This is a genomic window from Sphingomonas sp. (assembly GCF_965200105.1).
Lineage (GTDB): Bacteria > Pseudomonadota > Alphaproteobacteria > Sphingomonadales > Sphingomonadaceae > Solisphingomonas.
Map to the genome: position 1 here is coordinate 1,518,351 of NZ_CBDATN010000002.1, position 17,054 is coordinate 1,535,404.

Genomic DNA, 17,054 nt, shown 5'->3' on the forward strand with positions numbered 1-17,054 from the left:
TCACGCAGCACGCCCGTCTCCGCCCGCGACGATCCGAGCCGCCCGATTGCCCGAGCGGATAGCAGCTTCGATCGTCGCCGGAAGCCCCGTGCGGGTCCAGTCGCCGGCGAGCGCCAGGTTGGCGAAGCCGGGCGCTGTCGGCTCCGGCCGCAGCGCATCCTGCGCGGGCGTGGCGGAGAAGGTGGCGCGCTTCTCGCGCACGAGCTGCCATGCGGGCATTTCGCCGTCGAGCCCGTGGACGGCGGCGACATCCGCCCAGATCGCCTGCGCCAACGTCTCGCGGTCGGTGTCGAGGTGGCGATCGGCGGCGCTGATTGTGACGGACAGCCGATCGGGAAAGGCGAACACCCACTCGGCGGTGCCGCCGATCACGCCCACGATCGGCGGCGCGCCGGCGGGCGCCGCGATCCGGAAATGCGCGTTGACGATGGCGTGGTGCTTGGTGGGCACGGCGAGGCCCGGCAGCAGCGTTGTCGCCACCCAGGCGGGCACCGCGAGCACAACGCCGTCTTCCGGCCCCAGCGCCTCGCGTCCGTCCGCAAAATCGAGTGCGGCGACGCGGCCGTCGGCGACCTCCAGACCGCGCAAGCGACGACCCAGGCGGACGTCGGCACCGCGCTCCCGCAACCAGTCCAGCGCGGGATCGACGAAGGCGGCGGACAGCGTCGGTGTCGCCACCAGCGGCCGGCACGCGGCAGCGCCCTTTGCCAGCGTCTCGGCGATCACTGCGCCGGCGAGCGCCGCCGACCCGCCGCGCGCAGGAGTGTTGAGCACCGCCACCAGGAACGGTTCGATCAAGCGCCGCCACAGCGCGCCGTCGGTCGGGATCGTCTCCGCCACCATGGCATCACGTCGTGCGGCGACGAGGCGGGCAAGCGCAAGGTAGTCAGCGACGCTTGTACCCGGCACTCGCCGCGCCCGCGAGAACAGCCACCATGGCACGCGTCCGCGGTTGGGCGCGACCGCCCAGCGCTCGCCGCTCGCGCGATCGAAAAAGTCGAGCCGCGCCCGCGCCGGGCCCGTCAACCGATCGGACGCGCCGATCGTCGCGAGGTAACGCATCGCCGCGTGATTGCCCGAGAGCAGCAGGTGATTGCCGTTGTCGATCGTAAGGCCGAGCTGGCGGTCGTGATAGGAACGGCAGCGACCGCCGGCCTGCGGGCTCGCCTCGCTCAGCGTCACCGCGCGCCCCTCGGCGACCAGCGACACGGCGGCGGCGAGGCCGGCCAGCCCGCCGCCCACGACATGGACCCGCATCATTGCCTGAGCCTGAGCCTGACTAGCCTCCAGGCGAATGCGATGCGGTTGTGGCGGACACGCGCGCGCGGCGCGGTCCAGCCAGCGCTTTCCATCCGCCGCAGCAGCTCCGCATAGGCCGCCGCCATCAGCTGGGGCGCGATCAAGTGGCCGCGCGGGCGTGCCGCCAGGATGCGCTCGGCCTCGACGAAGTGCCGTCGCGCCTCGGCCGCGACCGGGCGGCAGGCGGCGTACAGCCGCGGATCGCCGACGACGGCGGCGACGTTACCGATCTCGATGCCCGCGCCTTCGAGCGCCTCGCGCGGCAGGTAGACGCGGCCGATCGCGGCATCCTCGTCGATGTCCCGCAGGATGTTGGTGAGCTGCAACGCGCGGCCGAGATGGTGCGACAGGCGGACACCCACCTCGCGCTCCATCCCGAACACGTCGACCGACAAGCGGCCCACGGCGGAGGCGACGCGATCGCAGTAGAGATCCAGCGTCGCCGCGTCCGGCCAGCGCATGTCGGACGCGACGTCCATCGCCATGCCGTCGATCACCGCCTCGAAATCCGTCCGAGAAAGGCCGAAGCGGCGGACCGGACCGGCGAGTTCCACCGCCCGCCCGGGATCGCCGCCAGCGTATAGCGCCGCGATGTCAGCCCGCCACACGTCGAGCGCGCGAGTGCGGTCGGCGACATCGCCGCAGAGATCGTCGGCGATGTCGTCGACGGCGCGCGCGAAGGCGTAGATCGCGTACATCGCATGACGCTCCGACTTGGGGAGCACGCGCATCCCCGCGTAGAAGCTCGACTTGGCGGCGACGGGCGCGGTCAACGTCCGGCCATTCGGGGCGCGAGCATCCGAGGGATCGCCGCGCTGGCGGCGAGCAGAGCGGCCTCCGCTTTGTGGTGGTGGACGCGCTGGTGGAGCGGATCGCGCGCGATCAGCCTGGCCGTCAAATCCTCGGCGAGCCGCTGGATCACCGCCACCTCGGTGCCGAGGCGACGATCCCGGATTGCGTTCGCGAAGCCGGCCGAGCGGCGCAGCAGCTCGCGGCACTTTACCGCCAGCGCCAGGATCGCGGCGCGCAGTGTCGGCGAGGAGCGCGGCGCCGCGAGCGCGGACGGATCGGGCAGCAGGTCCGCGGGGATGTAGACGCGGTTGAGCGCGCGGTAGTCCTTCGCACAATCCTGAAGGTGGTTGACGATCTGGAGGGCGGCGCAGAGCGCGTCGTTGGCGGGCCACAGCGTGGCGGGCTCGCCATGGACGTCGAGCACGAAGCGGCCGACCGGCATGGCCGAGACGGTGCAATAGCCGAGCAGGTCGTCCCAATCGGCGTAGCGGCCCTTGGTGACGTCGCGGCGGAACGCCTCCAGCAGATCGAGCGCGTGCGATGTCGACAGGCCGCGCTCGGCCTGCGCGACGCGGAGCGCGGCGGCGGTGGGTTCGGCATCGCCTTCGCCCATCAGCGTGGCGCGCATCGACGTCAGCCGCGCGAGTTTGTCGTAGGCGCCGGCGGTGGGATGATCGGCAACGTCGTCGGCGGCGCGGGCGAAGGCGTAGAAGGCCATGATGGGCGCGCGGTGGCGCGGCGCGATCAGCCGCGAGGCCACGGGAAAATTCTCGTCCCGGTGCCCCTTGCCCGAGGCGAGCGCCGCCGCCTTGCTCACGCCCGCCCCATCCCAGCCTGCGCGCGGCCCTTCCACATGCCGCCCCGCCCGCGATTATGGCGCACCGCCGACCAGAAGGTCGACGCGCCGTAGAAGACGCCGATCGCTGGCATGGCAAGCGCCCACAGCGGCGATTGGCGGTAGAAACGCAGGATCGGCAGCGCCGCCACCGCCATCAGCCCCCACGCCGCGAGCCCCGCCGCGCGCGCCGCGCCACCGCCGGCGAGCGCGGCGAGGGGCGGCCCCGCGAACGTCAGCGCGAGCGCAGCGATGGTGCCCGCCAGCACGAGCGGAGAATACCCGAGCTGCGCGTAGGCCGAGCGCGCGATCATGTCGAAGACGCCCCGCCAGCCGCCGTAGGAGCGGATGCTGCGCGAACGCCGGGTGAGCATCAGCCGTATCGCGCCCTGCCGTTTCATCAGCGCCCCCAGCGCACAATCGTCGATGATCCGCCCGGCGATAGCGGCCATGCCGCCCGCCCGCGCGAACGCATCCGCGCGGACCAGCGCGCAGCCGCCGGCGGCTGCCGCCGTTCCGCCCGGCCGGTTCACGCGCGCGAAGGGATAGAGCATCTGGAAGAACAGCACGAAGGCGGGAATGATCGCGCGCTCGGCCGCCGTATCCGTGGCGAGCCGCGCCATCAGCGACACGAGCGTCAGCCGCTCCCCCTCCCCGCGCGCCACCAGCGAGGCGAGCACGTCGGGCGCGTGGGCGATGTCGGCATCGGTGAACCACCACCAGTCGGTCGCGCCGGCCGCATGGACGCCGGTGTCGATCGCCCACAGCTTGCCCGTCCAGCCGGCGGGCAACGGTCGGCTCGGCACAATCGAGAGGCGCGGATCGTCGCCGGCGGCATCCCGCGCGATCGCGGCAGTGCCGTCGGTGCTGTGATCGTCGACGAGGACGACGCGCAGCTCGCCCGGATAGGCCTGCGCGAGGACGGAGCGCAGGCTCGCCGAGATCACCGCCGCCTCGTCGCGCGCGGGGATCACCGCCGTCACCGCCGGCCAGCGCGGCGGCGCGGGCGCCGGGGCCAAGTCCGTGTCGCGCGCCAGCCAGAAGCCGTTGCGGAACGCGAGCAGCCCCAGCCAGATGCCGAGCGAGAGCAGCGCCGCCGCCGTCACCGGATCATCCCCTCCGCCCGAAACCAGCCGAGCGCGTCCGCCACCGCCTGCTGCCACGGCCGCGCGGCGTAGCCGAGCTCGGCCTTCGCGCGCGCGCTGCTGTAATACATGTGGTGCCCCGCCATGCGCAGCGTGTCGAGCGTGAGGCGCGGTTCGCGCCCCGTCACCCGCGCCCACGCCTCCGCCGCGTGAGCGAGCGGGATCAGCGGCCGCACCGGCAGCTTCACGCGGGCCGGGCGGCGGCCCGTCTGCCGCGCCAGCTCGGCGAGCAAATCCTTGAGCGGCACGTCCTCGCCGCCGAGAATGTAGCGGCGGCCGATCGCGCCGCGCTCGAATGCCGCGAGGTGGCCGGCGGCGACGTCGTCGACGTGGACGAGGTTGAGCCCGGTATCGACATAGGCGGGCGTGCGCCCGGTCGCGGCATCGACCAGAATGCGCCCCGTCGGCGTCGGCTTGACGTCGCGCGGGCCGATCGGGGTGGACGGGTTGACGATCACGGCGGGCAGGCCGTCCGCCACCATGTCGGCGACGATGCGCTCGGCGATCGCCTTGGATCGCTTGTAGGCGCCGACCACGGCGTCGGGATCGAGCGGCGCCGTCTCGTCGGCGGCGGCGTGCGGCCTCGGCGGGATCGTCGCGACGCTGCTGGTGTAGACGATGCGGCCGACCCGCGACGAGCGCGCCGCGCGCATCGTCGCGGCCGTGCCCTCTCGATTGGCGCGCACGATTTCCTCCGGATCGCGCGCCCACAGCCGATAGTCGGCGGCGACGTGGGCCAGACCGGCGCAGCCTTCGAGCGCGCGCGCCACGGCGCCCTCGTCGCGCATGTCGCCCTCGACGATCGCGCCGGGGAAGGCGCGCAGGTTGGCGCGCGGGCTGGACGCGCGCACGAGGCCGCGCACGCGCCACCCGGCACCCGCGAACGTCCGCGCCACGGCGGCGCCGACGAAGCCGGACACGCCGGTGACAAGGATCGTCTCACCCGCCATGACGCGGGCTTCTATGCGCGGGTGCGGGGCTTTGGAAAGGCTTGCGGCACGGACATGGCGGAACGGTAAGGAGGCGGGGTGACGATCATCGTCTGGATGCCCGCGCTCCTCGCCGGCGCGGCGGTAGCCTACACGCTGTTCGCGGCGTGGGCGGTGGCGGGCTTCGGCCGGGGCGCGGCGCCCGTCGGGCCGGCCGAGCCCGTGTCGCTGCTGAAGCCGCTGCACGGCGCCGAGCCTCGCCTGCGCGACAACCTCATGACCTTCCTCGATCAGGATTGGGCCGCACCGATCGAGATGGTGGCGGGCGTGCAGCGCGCCGACGATCAAGCGATCGCGGTGGTCTCCTCGCTTCCTGCGACCGCGAACGTCGTCCTCATCCGCGACGCGACGCGCCACGGCGGCAACGCCAAGGTCTCCAACCTCATCAACATGGGGCCGGCGGCGAGCCACGACATGGTGGTGCTCAGCGACAGCGACATGGCGGTGCCGCGCGACTATCTGCGGCGGCTGGCGGGCGCGCTTGGCGAACCGGGCGTGGGCGCCGCCACCTGCCTTTATCGAGGGCGCGGCGATGCCGGGCGCTGGTCGGTGCTGGCCGCCGCCGGGATCAGCTATCATTTCCTGCCCCAGCTGCTCGTGGGCCTGAGGCTCGGGCTGGCGCGGCCGGGCATGGGATCGACGATCGCGCTGCGCGCGCGCACCCTTGCGGCGGCCGGCGGCTTCATGCCCTTTGCCGACTCGCTGGCCGACGATTACGCGCTCGGCGAGGCGGTGCGCGCGCAGGGCCTGCGCGTGGTGGTGCCGGCGATGATGCTCGTCCACGGCTGCGACGAGCCGAGTCTCGCGGCGGTGTGGCGGCACGAGCTGCGCTGGGCCGCGACGATCCTGCGGATCAATCCCGGCGGCCAGATCGGCACGATCCTCACCTATCCCATACCGCTGACGCTGATCGCCTGCGCCGCGACGCCGCGCGCGGGGCTGGCGCTGCTCGCGCTCGCCGTCCTGGCGCGCCTGCTGCTGTGGCGGACGGTGGATGCCGCCGCCGCGCGGCTGGGCGGCGGGGCGCGGCGCACCGCATCCGCCTGGTTACTGCCGTGGCGCGACGGCCTCTCCTTCGCCGTCTTCGTCGCCGCCTTCTTCGCGCGCTCGGTTGATTGGCGCGGCAGCAGGCTTAAAATGGAGCCGTCCGGCCGCGTATCGGCGGCCAAGGAGTTCCCATGACGCTGCGCACGCTGTTCCTCCAGGCCCCTTCGTTCGACGGCTACGACGGCGGCGCCGGCGCCCGCTACCAGATGAAGCGTGAGGTGCGCTCCTTCTGGTATCCGACATGGCTCGCGCAGCCCGCAGCGCTGGTCGAGGGATCGCGCCTCATCGACGCCCCCGCGCACGACCAGAGCTGGGACGATATCGCGCACGAGGTGGACGACAAGGAGCTCGTCATCCTCCACACCTCCACGCCCTCGTTCCGGCAGGACGTGCACACCGCCGAGCTCATCAAGGGGCGCAACCCCAACGCGATCATCGGCTTCATTGGCGCCAAGGCGGCGGTCGAGTCGCAGAAGGTGCTGGACACGAGCGCGGCGGTCGATTTCGTGTGCCGCAACGAGTTCGACTTCACGGTGCTGGACGTCGCCAGCGGCATGCCGCTTTCGGAGGTGGACGGCATCTCCTACCGCGACGCGTCGGGCGCGATCGTCCACAACAAGGACCGCGCCGTCGTCGAGGATATGGACACGCTGCCGTTCGTGTCGCCGATCTACAAGCGCGACCTGACGATCGAGAAGTATTTCGGCGGCTATCTGCGCCACCCCTATGTCAGCTTCTACACCGGGCGCGGCTGCAAGAGCCGCTGCACCTTCTGCCTGTGGCCGCAGACGGTGGGCGGGCACAACTACCGCACCCGCTCCATCCCGCACGTGGTCGAGGAGGTGCGCTACGTCCTGCGCGAGATGCCGCAGGTGAAGGAGATCTTCTTTGACGACGACACGCTGACCGACAACGCGCCGCGCATCGAGGAAATCGCGGTCGCGCTCGGCGCGCTGGGCTTCGGCAGGCCCGGCTTCCCCGTCTCGTGGAGCTGCAACGCCAAGGCCAACGTGCCGAGGAAGACGCTGGAGATCATGAAGGCCGGCGGCTGCCGCCTGCTGCTGGTGGGCTACGAGAGCGGTAACCAAAAAATCCTGCACAACATCAAGAAGGGCCTGCGCGTCGACGTCGCGCGGCAGTTCACCAAGGACTGCCACGATCTCGGCATCGTCATCCACGGCACCTTCATCCTGGGGTTGCCCGGCGAGACGCTGGAGACGATCGAGGAGACGATCGAGTACGCGAAAGAGATCAATCCGCACACCATCCAGGTCTCGCTGGCGGCGCCCTATCCCGGCACCTTCCTCTACAAGCAGGCGACCGAGAACGGCTGGTTCGACAATTCGAACGAACTGCTCACCGACGGCGGGACGCAGATCGCGCAGCTCAGCTATCCGCACCTGCCCGCCAGCGTGATCTTCGACAAGGTGGAGGAATTCTACAAGCGCTTCTACTTCCGCCCGCGCAAGATGGGCGCGATCGTCGGCGAGATGATCCGCGACTTCGACATGATGAAGCGCCGCCTGCGCGAGGGCGTCGAGTTCTTCAGCTTCCTACGCCACCGCAAGCAGGCGGCTTAGGCTAAGGGCACCTCTCCACCATGCTGCGCATGGTCCCCCTCCCCTTGCAGGGGGAGGACCGAAGGTGAAACCTCCCTTGCGAGGGGACCATTGGAGGGGTGAGGCGCCCACCCTCCTCGTCACAGCCGACGATTTCGGCGCCTCGCGCGCCGTCAACGAGGCGGTGGAGCGTGGCCACCGGCACGGCATCCTCACCTGCGCCAGCCTTATGGTCGCGGGCGACGCCGCCGCCGACGCGGTGGCGCGCGCCAAGGCGCTGCCCGGGCTCGGCGTCGGGTTGCACCTCGTGCTGGTGGAGGGACGACCCACGCTGCCCGCGCGCGACGTGCCCGATCTCGTCGACGGAGCAGCCCGCTTCCGAACGAACATGGCGCTTGCCGGCGTCAACTTCCTGCGCCCCCAAGTCCGCCGCCAGCTCGATGCCGAGATCGGCGCGCAGTTCGACGCCTTCGCCGCCACCGGCTTGGCCCTCGATCACGTCAACGCGCACAAGCATTTCCACCTCCACCCGATGGTCGCCGCGCTGATCCTGAAGCACGGCCGCCGCCACGGGCTCCGTGCGGCGCGAGCGCCCGTCGAGCCGTTGGCGCTGCTCCGCGCGGTCGAGCCGGTGCATGTCGGCCTCGCCGGGCGCATCGCGGCGCCTTACGCGAGAAGCGTCGCGCGGCGTTTCCGGCGTGCTGGGCTGGCAGTACCCGATCGCGTGCTCGGCCTCGCCTGGTCCGGGCACATGACGCCGGCGCGCGTCGCCAGGCTCATCGACGCCCTTCCGCCCGGCGTCACCGAACTCTATCTCCACCCCGCGACCGTCGACGACTGGCCGGGCCACGCGCCGGGGTACGACTACCGCGGCGAACTCGCGGCGCTCGTCGGTGGCGACGTGCGCGAGGCGGTGGGACGGCGGGGCGCGCGGCTGGCGCATTTCGCGGAGCTGGGAGGACGGGAATGACGGCGATGGATCGCGGCATGGGGCCTTCCGCGCCCGCACTCGGCGAGCCGGCGCCGCTCGGCTCTGACGCGCACCGCGACCTGTTCTGCCGCACGCTGCTCGACACGCACGATCCCTACCGGCCCGCGCTGCTCGATTGGCCGAAGCTCAGCGAGGAGACGCGCGGCAAGATCGCCTCGCTGCCGATCTGGGACATGGCGGTGCAGACCGAGGGGCGCACCGGCCTGTTCGTGAAGACCTTCGGCGAGACGGTGTCCGATCCGCTCCTGAAGCAAGCGATCGAGATGGACGCCTTCGAGGAGGCGCGTCACAAGGTAGTGCTCGCCGATATGGTGACGGCTTATGGCATCGAGCTGGAGCCCGCGCCGCCTTATGTCCGCCCGCGCGATCCCGAGTTCGCCTTCATGCGGTCGGGCTATTCGGAGTGCATCGACAGCTTCTTCGGCTTCGGCCTGTTCAAGGTGGCGCAGGCCAGCGGCTTCTTCCCGCCCGAACTCATCGATACCTTCGATCCGGTGATGCGCGAGGAAGGGCGCCACATCCTGTTCTTCGTCAACTGGGTGGCGTGGTGGCGGCGCACGATGCCGTGGTGGCGTCGCCCGATCTTCGAGGCCAAGGTGCTCGCGGTGTGGGCGTTCCTGATCTGGGAGCGGCTCGACATGGCCAAGGGCATGGGCAAGAACACCAAGGCGCAGGAGAACAATTTCACCCTGAACGGCTCCAAGGAGCTGGGGGTGGAGATCAGCTTCCGCGAGTTGGCGGAAATCTGCCTCGCCGAGAATGCGCGCCGCCTCGCGCCCTATGACGAGCGGCTGATCCGCCCGCGCTTCGTGCCCTGGGCGATCCGCACCGCGCTGCGCTTCATCCCCAAGGGCAAAGCCGCGACGGCATGAGCAATCGCCTACGCTGGCCGATCGCGCTGGCGACCGTCTGCGGCATGGCGGCGGGGATCTGGACGCTGGGCGTGGTCGGCCTCTCCGCGCTCGTGGAGGCGGCGGCGCGGTTGGGCGCCGGGGGGTTCGCCGCGTTGTGCACGATGTCGCTGGCGCTGATGGCGGTGCTGGGCGCGGCGTGGCTGGCGGTGCTGCCCGCCGCCGGCGTCGATCGCCTCGGGCTGTTCGCCTGGGCGCGCACCGCGCGCGAGGCGTCGAGCGACATCCTACCCTTCGCTCAGCTCGGCGGGCTGGTGGTAGGTTCGCGCACGCTGACGGCGGCAGGCCTGCCGGCGGTGCCGGTCTATGCCTCGATGATCGTCGATCTCACGACCGAGATGGGTAGCCAGGCGGTGGTGACGCTGTTCGGGATGGTGGTGCTCGCCGGCCGCCTCGCGGCGGGCAACGAGGCGGCGGCGAACGGGGTGTGGATCGGCGCGGCGATCGGCATCGTGACGCTCGCGAGCTTCGCTGCCTTGCAGCGCCCGCTGCTGTCGATGGGCGCGGCGATGCTCGGCAAGCTCGCGCCCGACATGGACCTGCCGCTCGCGGCGTTGCGCGCCGAGCTCGACGGCATATACGCGCGGCGGGGACGCATCACCGTATCGCTGGCGCTGAACCTCGCGGGCTGGCTCATGAGCGCGGGCATCGGCTGGGCGACGCTGGCGATGATGGGCACGGCGGTGCCGTTCGGGCGGATGCTGGCGCTGGAAAGCCTGATCTTCGCGGTGCGCACGGCGGCGTTCGCGATCCCCGGCGCGATCGGCGTGCAGGAGGCGGCGTACCTGCTGCTCGCCGGGCTGTTCGGCATCGATCCGCACGCCGCGGTCGCACTATCGCTCGTCAAGCGCGCGCGCGACGTCGCGATCGGCGTGCCCGCACTGATCGCCTGGCAGGCGCGCGAGTGGCGGCCCCGCACCGCGTGATGGACCGAGCGTGAGCGGCGCCCCCCGTGCCATCGTCGTCATGGGCGTTTCGGCGTCGGGAAAGACCAGCCTTGGGCGCACGCTGGCCGACGCGCTCGGCTGCGGCTTCGTCGAGGGTGACGACCTCCACCCGCCCGTCAACGTCGCTAAGATGAAGGCCGGCGTGGCGCTGGACGACGCGGATCGCGTGCCATGGCTCGACGCGGTCGCGCGCGCGCTCGGCGCGGCGGAAGGCTGGACGGTGGCAAGCTGCTCCGCGCTCAAACGCGCCTATCGCGAGCGGTTGCTGGCAGCGGCGCCGCGCGCCGCCTTCCTGCTCATCGACGCACCCGAGGCGGTCCTCCGCCACCGCATCGCTGAGCGGCGCGGCCATTTCATGCCGCCCTCGCTGCTCGCGAGCCAGCTCACGACGCTGGAGAAGCCGCGCGCGCCCGAGCGCGCGCTGATCCTCGATGCGACGCGGCCGATGGAGACAAACGTCGACGAGGCGCTTGCCTGGTTGCGCTCGCTGCCGGGCTAGGCTCCCGCGTTCGTCGCGGGGCGGATCAAACCTTCCTGCGCGGCGCTCGCCACCAGCCGGCCATCGGCGGCGTAGATGAGACCGCGGTTGAAGCCTCTCGCGCCGCCCGCCCACGGGCTATCGCACGCGTAGAGCAGCCAGTCGTCGGCGCGCGGCGTCTCATGCAGCCACAGCGCGTGATCAAGGCTCGCCGCCACAACCGTATCGGCGTCCCAGAGCCCGCCGTGGACGCGTAGCGACGTGCCGAGTAGCGCGATGTCGGAGGCGTAGGCGAGCACCGCGCGATGGACTCGCGGATCCTCTGGCAACGGCGCCACGGCCCGGAACCAAGTCGACTGGAAGGGCGGCGCCCCGGGCTCCGCGTCGAACGGCTCGCACGGACGAAGTTCGATGGGACCGTTGAGCATGCGGTCGCGCGCGAGATCGTTCATCGTGCCGGGCGAACGCGCGTCGATGCGTTCCGCCATCGTCGGCAATGCGTCAGGGCGGGGTACGTCCGGCATCGGCGCGTGATGCGCGAACCCTTCCTCCGGCCGTTGGAAGGAGGCAGCCATGTTGAGGATCGGCTTCCCCTTCTGCAGCGCGATGATGCGGCGCGTCGCGAAGCTGCGCCCGTCGAAGTCGCGCACCACGCGGAACACGATGGGCCAGTCCTCATCGCCGCCGCGCATGAAGTAGGCGTGGAGCGAGTGGGCGACCTTGTCGTCCTCGATCGAGCGCGTCGCCGAGGCGAGCGCCTGCGCGATCACCTGGCCCCCGAACACTCGGCCGACGCCGCCGGGCTTGCGCGCGCCCCGCATGAGGTCGCGATCGATCTCCTCGACGTCGAGGAGGCGGACGAGCGCAGCGACACGCTCCTCAGGCGGGGACGGCGGCTGGATCATCGTGGCCATCCCTGCCATGGCGGTCGCCGCCCGCGCAACGGCGAAGCGGCGAGCACACCACCGAGACTCGCCTAATCTACGTCAAGGCTTTGAGGTATGCCGAATATTTGAGGAACCGAACAACGGCATACCGGTTCACCGGCGGTCCGGCCGAACAGGGGAGCCATCATGAGCCGTCGTATCGCCATCACCGCAGCGCTGCTGCTCGGCACGTCCGCCGCCGCGTTCGCGCAGTCGCCCGGCTCGATCGATGCCGCGCCGCCCCCGCCGCCGCCCGCATCCGCCACGCAGCCGCCGAAGCCGGCGCCCGACATGCAGGCGGTGCTCGACCAGATGATGGCGCTCGGCGCGAAGCCCATCGAGACGTTGACGCCGCTCAAGGCCCGGCTCCAGCCGAGCGCCGCCGATGCCGCGCACGCCGTCATGCACAAGCAGGGCATGTCCACCGCGCCCGATCCGGCGGTGGTGACGCAGGAGATGCCCTACGGTTCCGATCCGATGCAGTATGCGCGCATCTACAGGCCGGCGTCCGCCGCCGGCGGCGCGGCGACGCCGATGCCCGTCATCGTCTACTATCATGGCGGCGGTTGGGTGATCGCGGACATCAACACCTATGACGACACGCCGCGTGCATTGTCGAAGCAGCTCAACGCCATCGTCGTCTCGGTCGAGTATCGCCACGCGCCCGAGTTCAAGTTCCCCGCGCAGCACGAGGACGCCGCCGCCGCCTACCGCTGGGTGACGCAGAACGCCGCCTCGTGGGGCGGCGATCCGCGGAAGATCGCATTGGCGGGCGAGAGCGCCGGCGGCAATCTCGTCGTCGCCACCGCGATCTACGCGCGCGACAACGGGCTGCCGCCGCCCGTCCACGTCCTGTCGGTCTATCCGATCGCCAACAGCGACATGAACCTGCCGTCGAGGAAGGACGCGGCCAACGCCAAGCCGCTCAACACCGCGATGCTCAACTGGTTCGGTTATTACTACTCGACCACCAAGGCGGATCAGATGGACCCGCGCGTCAATCTGGTGAAGGCGGACCTTCATGGCCTCCCGCCGACGACGATCGTCAACGCGCAGATCGATCCGCTGCGCTCCGACGGCGAGACGCTGGCGGCGGCGATGCGCAAGGCCGGCGACAAGGTCGAGCAGAAGACCTTCCCAGGCGTCACCCACGAGTTCTTCGGCATGGGGAAGGTGGTGCGCGGCGCCTATGACGCCGAGAACTACGGCATCGCCCGGCTCAAGGCCGCATTCGCCCGCTGACACGCTTTTCCGGAGATAGGATGATGACCAGGTTCGCTCCCATAGCTGCTGTTATCGCCGCGCTCGCGGCCGGCCCGCTCGCGGCGCAGGTGATGACGCCCACCGAATATGTCGCCACCGCCGGCGCCAGCGATCTCTACGAGATCCAGTCGAGCCAGACGGTGCTCAAGACGACGCAGGATCCCAAGATCCGCGCCTTTGCGCAGCAAATGATCGCCGATCACGCCAAGAGCACGGCGCAGGTCAAGGCCGCCGCCGCCAAATCCAAGGTCAAGGCGCCGCCGCCGATGCTCAATCCGCTCCAGACGGAGCTCGTCGCCGAGCTCGACGGCGAGAGCGGGCCGGCGCGCGACGCACGCTACGTGGCGGAGCAGAAAGCCTCGCACAACCAGGCGCTGGCGGTGCAGAAGGCCTACGCCACCGACGGTACGGCGCCCGCGCTGAAGGCGGCGGCGGGTGGCATCGTTCCAGTGGTGCAAAACCATGTCGAGATGCTCAAGACGATGTGAGCCTTCGACCCGAGAACGAGGAGAGACGGCATGGCGGACTCGAATGACCGCCGCTTCGCGGTCGTCACCGGCGGATCGAACGGCATCGGGCTGGAACTCGCGCGCGAGTTCGTCGGCAACGGCTTCGACGTGCTGATCGCGGCCGAGGATCGGTCGCACCTTGCCGAGGCGGCGCAGACGCTGTCGACCGGCGGGGCGCGCATAGAGCAGCACGCCGCCGATCTTGCCACCGAGGATGGCGTCGCGAGCCTGCACGACGCGATCGTGCGGCTCGGCCGTCCCGTCGACATGCTCGCGGTCAACGCCGGCATCGGCCTTGGCGGCCCGTTCGTCGAGACCGATCTCGCTACCGAGCTGAGGATGATCGACCTCAACGTGCGCGGCGCCGTGCAGCTCACCAAGCTGGTGCTGCCCGCGATGGTGGCGCGCGATGCGGGCAAGCTGCTCTTCACCTCGTCGATCGCGGCGACCATGCCCGATCCCTTCGAGGCGGTGTACGGCGCCACCAAGATGTTCCTGCGCTGGTTCGGCGAGGCGCTGAGGAACGAGCTGAAGGACACCAACGTCGGCGTGACGGTGCTGATGCCGGGCGTCACCGAAACGAACTTTTTCAGCCGCGCCGACATGATGGATACCAAAGCGGGCGCGTCCGAGAACAAGGACGATCCGCGCGACGTCGCCAAGGCCGCGTTCGCTGCGCTGACGGCCGACAAGGACAAGGTCCTGCCGCTGCTCAAGAACAAGGTGATGGGCGCGATCGCAGACGCGCTGCCGGACGGCGTTGCGGCGCAGGTCCATCGCGGGCTGTCGGAGCCGGGCTCCGCCTGAGCGCGAACCGCAACGGCAGGGCGGCATCGGTACCCGGCCGGGCTATGGGCGCGGCCGAACAGGCGGCCCGACGGCCGTCGTTCAGACGTCGAGATTGGCGACCGAGAGCGCATTCTCCTGGATGAACTCGCGACGCGGCTCGACGATGTCACCCATCAGGCGGGTGAAGATCTCGTCGGCGACGTCGGCCTGCGCGACCTCGACACGGAGCAGCGAGCGGTTGTCCGGATCGAGCGTCGTTTCCCAAAGTTGCTCGGCGTTCATCTCGCCCAGCCCTTTGTAGCGCGCGATCGCGGCGCCCTTGCGTCCTTGCGCGAACACCGCCTCCAGCAGCGTGGAGGGGCGGCCGATCGCGATGCCCTTCGCGCCGGCGGGCGCGGCGTCCTCGCCTTCGCCCTCGTCGCGCCCGACATCCTTGACCGCCACGAGCCGCGACGGCTGCGCGTAGGCGTCCGCCTGCTCGGCGGCGAGCGCGTGGAGCTTGCGCGCCTCGGCAGAGCCCAGGAACGCCGCATCGACGACATGGTGGTCCGACACGCCGCGCCAACCCCGCACGAGATGGTAGCCACCCTCGGCCGATGCCTCGCCGGTCCATGCCGCCTCGGGATCGTCGCGGCCGAGCCACGCGGCCGTCGCCGCCGCCGCACTCGCGCGGTCGGCATCAGGTGCCAGCGCCCCGGTCAGCGACAGCGCCTCCACCATCATCGGCTCGTAGCGACGCGGCACATAGCCCATCAGCATGCGCATCCGCCGCGCGTGACCGATCAGCGTCTGGAGATCGTTGCCCGAACGCCGCCCCTCGGCGGTATCGAGCACCAGCGCTTCTACGCCGCTCTCGACCAGATAATCGTCGAGCGCGGCCTGATCCTTGACGTACATCTCGTGGCGCGCGCGCGTGATCTTATAGAGCGGCGGCTGAGCGATGAAGAGGTGTCCGCGCGCGATCAGCTCGGGCATCTGCCGGTAGAAGAAGGTCAGCAGCAGCGTGCGGATATGCGCGCCGTCGACGTCGGCGTCGGTCATGATGACGATCTTGTGGTAGCGCAACTTGTCGGCGTTGAAGTCGTCGCGGCCGATACCGGTGCCCAGCGCCTGGATCAGCGTGCCGACCTCCTTGGAGGACAGCATCCGATCGAAGCGCGCGCGCTCGACGTTGAGGATCTTGCCCTTCAGCGGCAGGATCGCCTGGTTGTGGCGGTTGCGGCCCTGCTTGGCGGAGCCGCCGGCGCTGTCGCCCTCTACGATGAACAGCTCGGACTTGGCAGGATCGCGCTCCTGGCAGTCGGCGAGCTTGCCGGGCAGCGATGCGATGTCCATCGCGCCCTTCCGCCGGGTGAGTTCGCGCGCCTTGCGCGCCGCCTCGCGCGCGGCGGCAGCGTCGATCACCTTGCCGACGATCGAGCGGCCGTGGGCGGGGTTTTCCTCCAGCCACTCGGCGAGCTTGTCCGCCATCAGGCTTTCCAGCGGCTGGCGCACCTCCGACGAGACGAGCTTGTCCTTGGTCTGCGACCCGAACTTGGGATCGGGCAGCTTGACGGAGACGATCGCGGTCAGCCCCTCGCGCATGTCGTCGCCGGTGAGGCTCACCTTCTCCTTCTTCAGCAGCCCGGACTTCTCGGCATAGTTGTTGAGCGTGCGCGTCAGCGCGGCGCGAAAGGCAGCCAGGTGCGTGCCGCCGTCACGCTGCGGGATGTTGTTGGTAAAGCAGAGGACCTGCTCGTAATAGCTGTCGTTCCACTCCAGCGCGACGTCGATGCCGACATCGTCGCGCTGGCCGGTGATCGCCACCGGATCGGGCATCAACGGCACCTTGGCGCGATCGAGATATTTAACGAAGGCGGCGATCCCGCCCTCGTAGAACAGCTCGATCTCCTTCTTCTCGGCATGGCGCGCGTCGACCAGGAACAGCCGCACGCCCGAGTTGAGGAAGGCGAGCTCACGGTAGCGATGCTCCAGCTTCTCGAAATCGAACTCGGTGATCTTGAACGTGTCGGGGCTGGGCAGGAAGGTGACGCGGGTGCCACGCCGGTCCGACGGACCCACCACCTTGAGCGGCGCCTCCGCATCGCCGCGCCGAAAGCGCATCTGGTGCTCCTCACCGTCGCGCCAGATGGTGAGGTCAAGCGTGTCGGACAGCGCGTTGACCACGCTGACACCCACGCCATGCAACCCGCCCGAGACTTTGTAGGCGTTGCTGTCGCTCGCGTTGTCGAACTTCCCGCCGGCGTGGAGCTGGGTCATGATGACCTCGGCCGCCGACACGCCTTCCTGCGGGTGGATGCCCGTCGGGATGCCGCGACCATTGTCCTCGACCGAAACCGAGCCGTCGGGGTTGAGCATGATGACGATGCGGTCGCAATGCCCGGCCAGCGCCTCGTCGATGGCGTTGTCCGAGACCTCGAACACCATGTGGTGAAGGCCCGATCCGTCGTCGGTATCGCCGATATACATGCCCGGCCGCTTGCGAACAGCGTCGAGGCCTTTCAGGACCTTGATGGAAGAGGCGCCATACTCGTTCTGGGGGGCGATCGGGGGGGTGTCTGCCATGTCGCCGAT

Annotated in this window: 16 protein-coding genes; 9 read left to right on the forward strand and 7 right to left on the reverse strand. The window is 70.3% G+C overall.

Going from position 1 to position 17,054, the window contains the following annotated elements:
- From hpnE to hpnA, 5 genes are read right to left on the reverse strand one after another with little or no spacing between them, the layout of a single operon-like run.
- Positions 1–1,260 (reverse strand): hydroxysqualene dehydroxylase HpnE, encoded by a 1,260-nt coding sequence (gene hpnE, locus ACOFKX_RS08710; protein ID WP_419826609.1) that lies wholly within the window; start codon positions 1,258–1,260, stop codon positions 1–3.
- Positions 1,257–2,072 carry a presqualene diphosphate synthase HpnD gene (gene hpnD / locus ACOFKX_RS08715; RefSeq protein WP_419826610.1) on the reverse strand — a complete coding sequence of 272 codons (816 nt, stop codon included), beginning with the start codon at positions 2,070–2,072 and terminating at the stop codon, positions 1,257–1,259. Before hpnD ends, hpnE begins: the two co-directional genes overlap by 4 nt.
- Complete coding sequence (gene hpnC, locus ACOFKX_RS08720) at positions 2,069–2,908, reverse strand: squalene synthase HpnC (RefSeq protein ID WP_419826611.1); 840 nt, start codon at positions 2,906–2,908, stop codon at positions 2,069–2,071. The genes hpnD and hpnC overlap by 4 nt, the downstream gene beginning before the upstream one ends.
- A complete protein-coding gene (locus ACOFKX_RS08725; RefSeq protein ID WP_419826612.1) occupies positions 2,905–4,032 on the reverse strand; it encodes a glycosyltransferase in 1,128 nt (375 codons plus the stop codon). The genes hpnC and ACOFKX_RS08725 overlap by 4 nt, the downstream gene beginning before the upstream one ends.
- Entirely contained in the window at positions 4,029–5,021 is a 993-nt protein-coding gene (gene hpnA / locus ACOFKX_RS08730) for a hopanoid-associated sugar epimerase (protein WP_419826613.1), read from the reverse strand. The genes ACOFKX_RS08725 and hpnA overlap by 4 nt, the downstream gene beginning before the upstream one ends.
- Before the next feature lie 78 nt (positions 5,022–5,099).
- Here hpnA and hpnI point away from each other — a divergent pair, with 78 nt between their 5' ends.
- From hpnI to ACOFKX_RS08760, 6 genes are all read left to right on the forward strand, one after another.
- Positions 5,100–6,242, forward strand: a complete 1,143-nt coding sequence (gene hpnI, locus ACOFKX_RS08735) for a bacteriohopanetetrol glucosamine biosynthesis glycosyltransferase HpnI (protein ID WP_419826614.1) — start codon at positions 5,100–5,102, stop codon at positions 6,240–6,242.
- The gene (gene hpnJ, locus ACOFKX_RS08740) at positions 6,239–7,687 is read left to right on the forward strand and encodes a hopanoid biosynthesis associated radical SAM protein HpnJ (RefSeq protein ID WP_419826615.1); all 1,449 of its coding nucleotides are present in this window, start codon (positions 6,239–6,241) and stop codon (positions 7,685–7,687) included. The genes hpnI and hpnJ overlap by 4 nt, the downstream gene beginning before the upstream one ends.
- Positions 7,688–7,763: 76 nt before the next feature.
- Positions 7,764–8,636 (forward strand): hopanoid biosynthesis-associated protein HpnK, encoded by an 873-nt coding sequence (gene hpnK / locus ACOFKX_RS08745; protein WP_419826616.1) that lies wholly within the window; start codon positions 7,764–7,766, stop codon positions 8,634–8,636.
- Positions 8,633–9,529 (forward strand): ferritin-like domain-containing protein, encoded by an 897-nt coding sequence (locus ACOFKX_RS08750; protein ID WP_419826617.1) that lies wholly within the window; start codon positions 8,633–8,635, stop codon positions 9,527–9,529. Before hpnK ends, ACOFKX_RS08750 begins: the two co-directional genes overlap by 4 nt.
- Positions 9,526–10,494, forward strand: a complete 969-nt coding sequence (locus ACOFKX_RS08755; protein ID WP_419826618.1) for a lysylphosphatidylglycerol synthase domain-containing protein — start codon at positions 9,526–9,528, stop codon at positions 10,492–10,494. Before ACOFKX_RS08750 ends, ACOFKX_RS08755 begins: the two co-directional genes overlap by 4 nt.
- Positions 10,495–10,504: 10 nt before the next feature.
- The gene (locus tag ACOFKX_RS08760) at positions 10,505–11,014 is read left to right on the forward strand and encodes a gluconokinase (protein WP_419826619.1); all 510 of its coding nucleotides are present in this window, start codon (positions 10,505–10,507) and stop codon (positions 11,012–11,014) included.
- Here ACOFKX_RS08760 and ACOFKX_RS08765 read toward each other — a convergent pair.
- Entirely contained in the window at positions 11,011–11,907 is an 897-nt protein-coding gene (locus ACOFKX_RS08765; protein WP_419827387.1) for an acyl-CoA thioesterase, read from the reverse strand. The genes ACOFKX_RS08760 and ACOFKX_RS08765 overlap by 4 nt on opposite strands.
- Positions 11,908–12,066: 159 nt before the next feature.
- Between ACOFKX_RS08765 and ACOFKX_RS08770 the strand changes: the two genes are divergently transcribed.
- From ACOFKX_RS08770 to ACOFKX_RS08780, 3 genes are read left to right on the forward strand one after another with little or no spacing between them, the layout of a single operon-like run.
- Entirely contained in the window at positions 12,067–13,161 is a 1,095-nt protein-coding gene (locus tag ACOFKX_RS08770; RefSeq protein WP_419826620.1) for an alpha/beta hydrolase, read from the forward strand.
- A 23-nt stretch (positions 13,162–13,184) separates the two neighbouring features.
- The gene (locus ACOFKX_RS08775) at positions 13,185–13,670 is read left to right on the forward strand and encodes a DUF4142 domain-containing protein (protein WP_419826621.1); all 486 of its coding nucleotides are present in this window, start codon (positions 13,185–13,187) and stop codon (positions 13,668–13,670) included.
- A 30-nt stretch (positions 13,671–13,700) separates the two neighbouring features.
- On the forward strand, positions 13,701–14,498 hold the full coding sequence (locus ACOFKX_RS08780; RefSeq protein WP_419826622.1) for an SDR family NAD(P)-dependent oxidoreductase: 798 nt from the start codon (positions 13,701–13,703) through the stop codon (positions 14,496–14,498).
- Positions 14,499–14,579: 81 nt separating this feature from the next.
- Here ACOFKX_RS08780 and gyrB read toward each other — a convergent pair whose 3' ends face one another.
- The gene (gyrB, locus tag ACOFKX_RS08785) at positions 14,580–17,045 is read right to left on the reverse strand and encodes a DNA topoisomerase (ATP-hydrolyzing) subunit B (RefSeq protein ID WP_419826623.1); all 2,466 of its coding nucleotides are present in this window, start codon (positions 17,043–17,045) and stop codon (positions 14,580–14,582) included.
- Between the last annotated feature and the right edge of the window lie 9 nt (positions 17,046–17,054).

What these genes read in the sequence shown, in the direction of transcription:
- ACOFKX_RS08755 (WP_419826618.1), top strand. Translation starts at nt 9,526, where the DNA reads ATGAGCAATCGCCTACGCTGGCCGATCGCGCTGGCGACCGTCTGCGGC.
- ACOFKX_RS08780 (WP_419826622.1), top strand. Translation starts at nt 13,701, where the DNA reads ATGGCGGACTCGAATGACCGCCGCTTCGCGGTCGTCACCGGCGGATCG.
- gyrB (WP_419826623.1), bottom strand. Translation starts at nt 17,045, where the DNA reads ATGGCAGACACCCCCCCGATCGCCCCCCAGAACGAGTATGGCGCCTCT.
- ACOFKX_RS08775 (WP_419826621.1), top strand. Translation starts at nt 13,185, where the DNA reads ATGACCAGGTTCGCTCCCATAGCTGCTGTTATCGCCGCGCTCGCGGCC.
- ACOFKX_RS08750 (WP_419826617.1), top strand. Translation starts at nt 8,633, where the DNA reads ATGACGGCGATGGATCGCGGCATGGGGCCTTCCGCGCCCGCACTCGGC.
- ACOFKX_RS08770 (WP_419826620.1), top strand. Translation starts at nt 12,067, where the DNA reads ATGAGCCGTCGTATCGCCATCACCGCAGCGCTGCTGCTCGGCACGTCC.
- ACOFKX_RS08765 (WP_419827387.1), bottom strand. Translation starts at nt 11,907, where the DNA reads ATGGCCACGATGATCCAGCCGCCGTCCCCGCCTGAGGAGCGTGTCGCT.
- hpnJ (WP_419826615.1), top strand. Translation starts at nt 6,239, where the DNA reads ATGACGCTGCGCACGCTGTTCCTCCAGGCCCCTTCGTTCGACGGCTAC.
- hpnE (WP_419826609.1), bottom strand. Translation starts at nt 1,260, where the DNA reads ATGATGCGGGTCCATGTCGTGGGCGGCGGGCTGGCCGGCCTCGCCGCC.
- hpnA (WP_419826613.1), bottom strand. Translation starts at nt 5,021, where the DNA reads ATGGCGGGTGAGACGATCCTTGTCACCGGCGTGTCCGGCTTCGTCGGC.